This is a genomic window from Paenarthrobacter sp. YAF11_1, from assembly GCF_052113445.1.
In the GTDB taxonomy this organism is placed as follows: domain Bacteria; phylum Actinomycetota; class Actinomycetes; order Actinomycetales; family Micrococcaceae; genus Arthrobacter.
On record NZ_JBFRDF010000004.1, the window covers coordinates 477,324 to 486,189 of the forward strand.

The following is an 8,866-nucleotide window of genomic DNA, read 5'->3' on the forward strand; positions in this document are numbered from 1 at the left end:
TGGCTGACATGACAATCCTGGACAATTCCGCTGAGAAGCAGGCTGCGCTCTTTCCCCAGGGAGACGGCGCAGAGCCCACAGCGGCAAAGCACACGGCAACCGGCCTGGCTGATGGCAACAAGAAGCCCCCGGTGTCGAACTCCTTCCTGGACAAGTTCTTCCAGATCTCCAAGCGTGGATCCACGCTGGCCCGTGAATTCCGCGGCGGCCTGGTCACGTTCTTCACCATGGCGTACATCGTCATCCTGAACCCGCTGATCCTTGGCGGCTTCTCGGCCGAGAACGCTCCCACCGACGTCGCCGGCGGCTGGCTCTCAGCTGCACAGGTCGGCGCTGTTACGGGCCTGACTGCCGGCGTCATGACCATCATTTTCGGTCTCGTCGCCAACCTGCCCTTCGGCCTCGCGGCCGGCTTGGGCATCAACTCCTTCCTGGCCGTCGCGGTCATCCAGGAAGTCACGTGGCCCGAAGCCATGGGACTGGTGGTCATCAATGGCATCCTGATTGTCATCTTCGGTGCCACCGGCGCCCGGACGGCGATCTTCAAGGCAGTCCCCAAGGAGCTGAAGGCCGCCATTACCGTGGGCATCGGCTTGTTCATCGCCTTCATCGGCTTTGTCGACTCCGGCTTTGTCCGTGCCACCACGGGCGGTCCGCCGGTTCAACTCGGCGACAACGGCTCCATCACCTCCATCCCCACCCTTGTCTTCATCATCGGATTGCTGACCATGGGCATCCTCGTGGCACGCAAAATCCAGGGCGGCCTGCTGATCGGCATCGTCGCCACCACCATCCTCGCCGCCGTTGCCGAGGCTGTCTTCCACATCGGTCCCGGCTCAGCTGAGAACCCGGGCGGCTGGCACCTCAACGTCCCCATCCTGTCCAGCCAGTTGGTGTCCGTCCCGGACCTCAGCCTGGTGGGCCAGTTCGATCTCTTCGGTTCCTTCGCCAGGATCGGCGGATTGGCTGCGACCATGTTGGTCTTCACCCTGGTGTTCACCAACTTCTTCGACGCTATGGGCACCATGACGGGCCTGGCCAAGAGCGCTGGTGTGGCACACAAGGACGGGACGTTCCCCAAGCTGAAGTCGGCCTTCATTGTTGAAGGCATGGGCGCAGTAGTGGGTGGCGCAACCTCCGGTTCATCCAACACCGTGTACATCGACTCCGCAGCCGGCATCGGTGAAGGTGCCCGTACCGGCCTGGCTTCCGTGGTCACCGGCCTGTTGTTCCTGGGGTCGATGTTCTTCACCCCGCTCACTTCGGTGGTGCCGCTGGAAGTTGCGGCAGCAGCCCTGGTGGTGGTGGGTGCAATGATGATGGCGCAGATCCGCGAGATCAAGTTCACCAAGTTCTCGATCGCCCTCCCTGCGTTCCTGACCATCGTGACCATGCCGCTGACCTACTCGATCGCGAACGGCATCGGCGTCGGATTCATCTCCTTCGCCGTGATCAGCGCGGCATCGGGCAAGGCCAAAAAGGTCCACCCGCTCATGTGGGTGGTCACGGCAGGCTTCATCATCTACTTCGCCCGCGGCCCCATCAACGCCCTGATGGGCGTCTGACCCGGAGCCGCACCCCGCGCCGGCGGACATTCCGGCACTCTGATCGGCGGTCCGTCGGTACCCACCGCACGAATAGGCGTCCGCTGTCGTCGTCCCCTTGATACGGGCACGACGGCGGGCGGCGGCTGGGCGGCCGACGCTCCGTCAAGGAACGGGGGCAGGGAGATGAAGCCCTTGCCCCCGTTCCCATGAACTCTGAATGACTGAACTCTTACTGACTTAGCCGCGACTTCCCCTCAACAACCTCTGGAAATGAGAATATGAGGCAAGATCGCGCACTGCTCCGGCTGGGCCACCCGGCCGGGACACCTGGAAAAAGGACGTGTTGCCATGCTGGATCTGATGCCTTCACTGGGCAGCTGGCGGCCTGCGGTCTCCGGCCAGCGATGTGCTGTGGCCACGATCGTAGGGACCGGCGGCTCCGTGCCACGGCCCATGGGGACCTCCATGATGGTCTCCGAACATGGCGAAATCCTCGGCAGCCTGTCCGGAGGCTGCGTGGAAGGTGCCGTGGTGGAAGCAGCCCTGGAAGCAATGCGCGACGGCGGCCCCCGCCTTGAGTCGTTCGGCTACAGTTCCGAGGACGCCTTCGCAGCAGGGCTCACCTGTGGAGGAGAACTGGAAGTCCACATCCAGCCGCTCGGAGCAGGCTCTCCGGAGCTTTCCGCTTTCACTGAACTATCGGTTTTCTCCGGACTGTCATCCTTCCAAGGCCAGTCCACCACGGCACACCCTGCCCAAGCACACGCCGCCGAAGCCCACCCTGCCGTGGCACTGATCCGCAGGCTGGACGCGGTAGGTGGTGTCGTCGTCGTGCATGATCCTGTGAGGTTCCGCGCGATGGAATCGGAGGAACTGGCCAAGCTGGTGGGCGACCACCCCTCCACACTCTTCGCGGCCGCCGCCCAGGTAGAGCCGCTGCTCCAAGGCGGACGTGCCGGCTTGATCAGGCTCGCCCCGCCCGAGGGCTGCATCGATGGTTGGGTCACCACGGACAGGTGGGCAGCGGAGCACCAGGAAGAGGAAACCCAGCCGGAGCCCATCACTTTGTTCGTCGAAAGCCGCTTGCCGGCCGCGCGAATGCTGATCTTTGGTGCCAACGACTTTGGCGCAGCGTTAGTCCCCGCCGGACAACTGCTCGGCTACAACGTCACCCTCTGCGACGCCCGGCCTGCCTTCGCCCGACAAAGCCGCTTCGCGGGGGCAGACCAGGTGGTGACCGACTGGCCGCACCGCTATGTGGAAGCCGAAGCAGCAGCCCGCCGCATCGACAACCGGACCGTGGTGTGCGTCCTGACCCACGACCCCAAGTTTGATATTCCCTTGCTGGAGACCGCCCTCCGGTTCAACCTGGCATACGTCGGGGCGATGGGATCCCGCAGAAGCCATCGGCAACGGGTCGACGCCCTGCTCGAGGCAGGCACGCCACCGGAGTCCTTGGAACGGCTGCATTCGCCCATTGGACTGAACCTTGGCGCCGTGACCCCCGCGGAAGTGGCCGTTTCCATCACGGCGGAAATCGTGGCTGAACGCGGGGCGGCCGCCGCGGAGCGTGGGGCCAGCACGGCCGGCTTCCCCTCCCTCAAGGACAGCACCGGCCCGATTCACCCGGCTCCGATCCACCCAGCACCTCAACACCTCACTCAGGAGGACCCATGGACATGAACACCATCGAGGCCGTGGTCCCCACCACGGACCCGGCACAATGGCGCGACGGCGATGCCTGGCTCGCCGGTGGAACGGTCCTCTTCTCCTACGGAAGCACCGTCCTCAAGCGCCTCCTTGACCTTGGCGAGGCCGGTTGGCCCGCCGTGACAGTGACGGACGAGGGCATCGAACTTGCCGCCACCTGCACCGTTGCCGAGCTGTACGCCTTGCCGCAAACCGCCGAAACAGCCAGCCGTGAATGGCCTGGCTTGGCCCTGATCCGCCCGTGCTGCGATTCGTTCGTGGCCTCGTTCAAGATTTGGAACATGTCCACGGTGGGCGGCAACATTTGCACCGGCCTCCCGGCAGGGCCCATGACATCGTTGTGCGCCGGACTGGACGGCGTCACCACCATCCTCGGCCCGGACGGCACCAGCCGGAAGATTCCTGTGTCCGACGTCGTGACGGGTGATATGCAGACTGCCCTTGAGCCGGGGGAGTTGCTGCGCAGCATCCACCTCCCCGCCAGCGCCCTTTCCGCGAGGGTTGCTTTCCGGCGTTTGTCACTCAGCAACCTCGGGCGCTCAGGCGTGCTGCTGATCGGGCGGCTCGACCCCGACGGCGGCCTGGTCATCACCGTCACCGCGTCCACCAAAAGGCCCGTACAACTGAGGTTCCCCGCCGGGCAGGTTCCCGACGCCGGGACGTTGGCTGACGCCGTCGGCGATTCCATTCCCTGGCCGCTGTACCACGACGACATCCACGGGCTCCCTGCCTGGCGCCGCGACATGACGTTCAAGCTGGCCGAAGAAATCCGCGCCGAGCTGCTGGGCGAGTCCATGACCGTGTCCGGCGATTTCTGGCCACCACACAACACCTCACCCCAGCCGTCCACGCAGCCCGTACCATCCACCACCCAGCAGAAGGAGGCCCCGAATGGCAATTGAGATCAACGGATCTGCCTCGCAGGCCACACCCCGCCCCGGCCAGTGCCTCCGCACATTCCTCCGCGAAGAGGGCAACTTTGGCGTCAAGAAGGGCTGCGACGGCGGCGACTGCGGAGCCTGCACGGTCCATGTTGACGGCACTCCCGTCCACAGCTGCATCTACCCGGCAGTCCGTGCCGAGGGCAAAGCAGTCACCACCATCGAGGGCTTGTCCACCGCAGACGGCCTCCACCCTGTGCAGGAGCAGTTCCTGGAAGCCCAGGGGTTCCAGTGCGGTTTCTGCACCGCCGGCATGATGATGACGGCTGCAACGTTCGACGACGAGCAACGCGCCAACCTGCCCCGCAACCTCAAGGGAAACCTGTGCCGCTGTACCGGATATCGCTCCATCGCAGACGCGGTGTGTGGTCACGGCGGCAACAACGGAGCCGACCACCAGCACGACGCCGGAGCTGACGTTTCGGGGGCGCGTTCAGTTTCGGGAGCGCAGCCACCTGCCGCTGTTCCCACGGCGGTCGTGCCCGCCACGCCCGGTCAACTCGGCGACAACGTTCCCGCACCCGCCGGCCCGGCCATCGTCACTGGAACGGCCCGGTACACCTTGGATGTACCGACCGAGCAACTCCAGGGTTTGCTGCACCTGAAACTCCTGCGTTCGCCGCACCCCCACGCGCGGATCGTGTCCATTGACAAGGCTCCGGCGCTGGCTGTCCCCGGCGTCGTGGCGGTGTTTACGCATGAGGACGCACCGCAGCAGCTGTTCTCCACTGCCCAGCATGAGAATTACACCGACGATCCCGACGACACCCGTGTACTGGACAACGTGGTGCGGTTTATCGGACAGCGCGTTGCGGCCGTCGTCGCCGAGTCCGTGGGTGCGGCTGAGGCCGGCGCCCGCGCCTTGGCCGTTCAGTACGAACTGCTGGAACCGGTCTTCACCCCTCAAGAGGCCATCCTTCCCGGTGCCCCGACGATTCACGGGGAGAAGGATGGCGAAGCGTCCCGGATCTCGCGCCCCCACCACAACGTGGTGGCCGAGGTCCATGCCGAACTGGGCAGCGTTGCTGATGGCTTCGCTGCTGCAGACTTCATCCACGAGCACACGTACCAAACCCAACGGGTGCAGCACGTGGCCATGGAAACGCACTCGGCCATTGCCTGGCTGGATGAGGAAGGCAGGCTGATCATCCGTTCGTCCACGCAGGTTCCGTTCCTGGTGAAGCGGACCTTGAGCCGGGTGTTCAACCTGGCACCGGAGACCATCCGTGTGGTGGCAGGCCGGGTCGGCGGCGGTTTCGGAGGCAAGCAGGAAGTGCTGACCGAGGACCTGGTGGCTCTCGCCGCCCTGAAACTTAAGCGGCCCGTGCAGCTGGAGTTCACCCGCACGGAACAGTTCACGGCAACCACTACGCGCCATCCCTTCACCATTCACCTCAAGGCGGGCGCCAGCCGCGATGGTTCCCTCACTGCGCTGCAGCTGAACGTCCTCACCAACACCGGTGCCTACGGAAACCACGCTCCCGGTGTGATGTTCCACGGCTGCGGAGAATCCTTGGCCGTCTACAAGTGCGTGAACAAGAAAGTGGATGCCCACGCCGTCTACACCAACACCGTCCCCGCGGGTGCTTTCCGGGGGTATGGGCTGAGCCAGATGATCTTCGCGATCGAGTCGGCCATTGATGAGCTGGCTGTCGGCATCGGCATGGATCCGCTCGAGTTCCGGCTCAAGAACATGGTCCGGCCCGGCGATCACATGCTGTCCACCACGCCCGAGCCCGAGGAAGACGTCCACTACGGCAGCTACGGCTTGGACCAGTGCGTGGCTTTGGTCCGGGATGCTTTGGACCGCGGCAAGGAGCGCTACCGGGCCGCTGGCCTGGACGACCTCGGTCCGGACTGGGTGGTGGGGGAGGGCTCAGCCCTGTCCATGATCGACACCGTTCCGCCGCGCGGCCACTTCGCCCACACCCGGGTGAGCCTGGAAGCGAACGGAAGGTTCGCCGTCGACGTCGGTACTGCCGAATTCGGGAACGGCACCACAACGGTGCATGCGCAACTGGCTGCCACGGCCCTGGCCACCACAGCGTCAAAGGTGGCGGTCCGCCAGTCCGATACAGATCTCCTGGAGCACGACACCGGCGCGTTTGGATCGGCCGGAACCGTGGTGGCCGGCAAGGCGACACTCGGTGCCGCGCTGGAACTGGCCACCCGGATCCAGACGGTGGCCGCCTCGCTGACCGGGGCGGCCCTGACGGATTGCCGGTTGGTGGATGGCGCCGTCGAATGCGGTGACCGCACGGTGACACTGACGGAAATCGTCGACGCAGCCCGGCTGCAAGGCGTTCGACTCGCCACCGACGGCAACTGGGGTGGGACGCCGCGATCGGTCGCGTTCAACGTCCATGGCTTCCGGGTGGCTGTTAATACGGGAACCGGTGAGCTGCGGATCCTGCAAAGTGTCCAGGCCGCCGACGCCGGTGTTGTGGTGAATCCGCGGCAGTGCCGTGGGCAGATCGAGGGTGGCATTGCGCAGGCCCTCGGCGCGGTGCTGTACGAGGAAGTGAAAGTGGACGACGCCGGACGGGTCACCACGGATATCCTGCGGCAGTATCACATTCCGTCGTTCGCGGACGTGCCCCGGAGCGAGGTGTACTTCGCCACCACCAACGACTCCACGGGCCCGCTGGGTGCAAAGTCGATGAGCGAGAGCCCGTTCAACCCCGTGGCGCCGGCACTGGCCAACGCGATCCGCAACGCAACAGGGATCCGTTTCGGCGAGCTGCCCATTGCCCGGGACAAGATCTACCTGGCCCTCCGCGACCGCACCCTGATCCCCAACTAGGTCGCAGTTGAGGTCGTTCCCAGCGCTGGGAACGACCTCAAGAACACACTGTTGGGATCCATGGTGTAGTCCCCGAATGGCGGGCATTCGGTGAAGCCGTGCCGGGCATACAACCGGCGGGCGGGAGCGAAGTAATCCTCGGTTCCCGTTTCCAGGCTCACGCGCTCGAACCCGCGCCCACGGGCTTCGGACACGATGTGCTCCAGCATCAAGGTGGCCACTCCGCGTCCCCGCGCGTTGGCCGTGGTGCGCATGGACTTGATCTCGGCCTGCCCGGCGGAGAGCGTCTTCAAGGCACCGCATCCCAACAAGACCCCGTCCTCGCGGGCAGTCCAGAACGTGATGGACCCGTGCGACAACGCCGAGTGGTCCAGCGCATGCACGCTCTCTGCCGGGGAGGTGGCGAACATATCGGCCAGGTGCTCGCTGAGGAGTTGGTGGACATCGGGGCGTGCGGGATCGTCAAGGTCGATGCGGATCATGCGTCCCAAGTTACCCGGGCCCTTGACCCAGGCACCAATACTTACATCTCCAGCAGGTGCAGTTGGTCCTTTGTGTCCAGATCCTCGCCGGAGCAAAGGTCGCTGCAGTCCACCAGGTCCACGAGGCCCGGATGCGCCTTCAGGAACGATCGCGCACCGGTGTCACCGTGCGCCGCCGCAGCGGCTTCGGCGCGGAGTCCGACGTCGAAAATCACCGGGTGCCTGCGCTTCAGGTGGCCTGACTCATCAGGATAAGCGGCTGCGGTGACCCGGCCGGGACGGTGGCTGCCCAGCAGCCTGCTCACCGCCGTCGGGGTTAAACCGGGCTGGTCCACCAGCGCCACCATGATGCTGTTGCCAGGGGTGGCGGCGTCGATTCCGGCGCGGAAAGAGCCCGCCATGCCTTTGCCCCACTGCTCGTTCTCTACCACCACGTAGGGGCCCAGATCCGTGATGCTTCTGACACGGTCGGCTTCGGCGCCCAGCACCACCACAACCTCGCGGCAGCCGCCGTCGAACAGGGTGTTGGCGAGAACCTCCACCAAAGTCCGGCCGCGGAACGGGAGCAGCGCCTTGGGGCCGCGGCCCAAGCGGGTGCCGGCCCCTGCAGCGAGGAGCACACCCGTGGTGGGGGCCATGCCGGAGTCAGTCATATCCTCACGATACGCGCGGGGTTGCATGCGGTCTCTAGCTCCTTGGGGGCTTTCGAAATGTTCTACCGATATCGGTTGTAAATTACCCATCAGTAGGGCTTTTGGCCGTCTGAAATGGCCGATATCGTCTAGGTGGGAGTTATGAAGTCAGCTCGGAGGCGCAACGACGCGTGAAAGAACAGGGGAAAATGGCTGGCAATTTCGAAATTCTGAAGGCAGGATCCAACTCATTCCGGTTTAGGCTCACCGCCGAGGACGGCACGATTGTGGCAGTGTCGCCACAATTTCCGAACCTGAAGGCCGTAGTGGCCGGCATCAACGCCGTCCGCGAAAACGCGGCAACCGGCTTTGTGGTGGACCGGAGGAACCTGGGGACCTAGGTCCGGGCCCAAGAAACCCGCGAAACACAGTTGGCGGCAGTGTTCTTCACGAACACTGCCGCCAACTGTCGTTTGTGCGGTTGTTAGGCGTCGCCGCCTGCTCCGCCGGTGGTACCGGCGTTCACGTCGAGCAGTTTGTAGCGGTCAATAGCGTACGACGGCGCGCCCTCATCGACCTCGCCCCTCGCCGCCAGCAACTGGAGGGTTTTGGCGACGATGGAGTGGGTGTCGTTTTTGAAGTAGCGGCGTGCGGCTTGGCGGGTGTCGGAGAAGCCGAAGCCGTCTGCTCCGAGGGAGGCGAAGTCGTTGGGGATGTATTGGCGGATTTGGTCGGGGACGGCTTTCATGTA

At 64.8% G+C, this 8,866-nt stretch carries 8 protein-coding genes; 5 read left to right on the forward strand and 3 right to left on the reverse strand.

Going from position 1 to position 8,866, the window contains the following annotated elements:
- Positions 1 to 8 precede the first annotated feature (8 nt).
- From AB4Y77_RS09815 to AB4Y77_RS09830, 4 genes are all read left to right on the forward strand, one after another.
- Positions 9 to 1,565, forward strand: coding sequence for an NCS2 family permease (locus AB4Y77_RS09815; protein WP_396136351.1), 1,557 nt, complete (start codon positions 9 to 11; stop codon positions 1,563 to 1,565).
- A gap of 330 nt (positions 1,566 to 1,895) precedes the next feature.
- The gene (locus AB4Y77_RS09820; protein ID WP_442013774.1) at positions 1,896 to 3,230 is read left to right on the forward strand and encodes an XdhC family protein; all 1,335 of its coding nucleotides are present in this window, start codon (positions 1,896 to 1,898) and stop codon (positions 3,228 to 3,230) included.
- Entirely contained in the window at positions 3,221 to 4,159 is a 939-nt protein-coding gene (locus AB4Y77_RS09825; RefSeq protein ID WP_442013775.1) for an FAD binding domain-containing protein, read from the forward strand. Before AB4Y77_RS09820 ends, AB4Y77_RS09825 begins: the two co-directional genes overlap by 10 nt.
- Complete coding sequence (locus tag AB4Y77_RS09830) at positions 4,149 to 7,001, forward strand: molybdopterin-dependent oxidoreductase (protein ID WP_442013776.1); 2,853 nt, start codon at positions 4,149 to 4,151, stop codon at positions 6,999 to 7,001. Before AB4Y77_RS09825 ends, AB4Y77_RS09830 begins: the two co-directional genes overlap by 11 nt.
- Here AB4Y77_RS09830 and AB4Y77_RS09835 read toward each other — a convergent pair.
- Together AB4Y77_RS09835 and nboR are read right to left on the reverse strand one after the other, a co-directional pair.
- Complete coding sequence (locus AB4Y77_RS09835; protein WP_442013777.1) at positions 6,998 to 7,483, reverse strand: GNAT family N-acetyltransferase; 486 nt, start codon at positions 7,481 to 7,483, stop codon at positions 6,998 to 7,000. The genes AB4Y77_RS09830 and AB4Y77_RS09835 overlap by 4 nt on opposite strands.
- 41 nt (positions 7,484 to 7,524) lie before the next feature.
- Complete coding sequence (nboR, locus tag AB4Y77_RS09840; protein ID WP_311215411.1) at positions 7,525 to 8,163, reverse strand: nicotine blue oxidoreductase; 639 nt, start codon at positions 8,161 to 8,163, stop codon at positions 7,525 to 7,527.
- Positions 8,164 to 8,324: 161 nt separating this feature from the next.
- Here nboR and AB4Y77_RS09845 point away from each other — a divergent pair, with 161 nt between their 5' ends.
- The gene (locus AB4Y77_RS09845; RefSeq protein ID WP_311215412.1) at positions 8,325 to 8,516 is read left to right on the forward strand and encodes a YegP family protein; all 192 of its coding nucleotides are present in this window, start codon (positions 8,325 to 8,327) and stop codon (positions 8,514 to 8,516) included.
- A gap of 83 nt (positions 8,517 to 8,599) precedes the next feature.
- Here the strand turns inward: AB4Y77_RS09845 and AB4Y77_RS09850 are convergent.
- Positions 8,600 to 8,866: hypothetical protein (locus tag AB4Y77_RS09850; RefSeq protein WP_442013778.1), on the reverse strand; the 267-nt coding region annotated here is incomplete at its 5' end.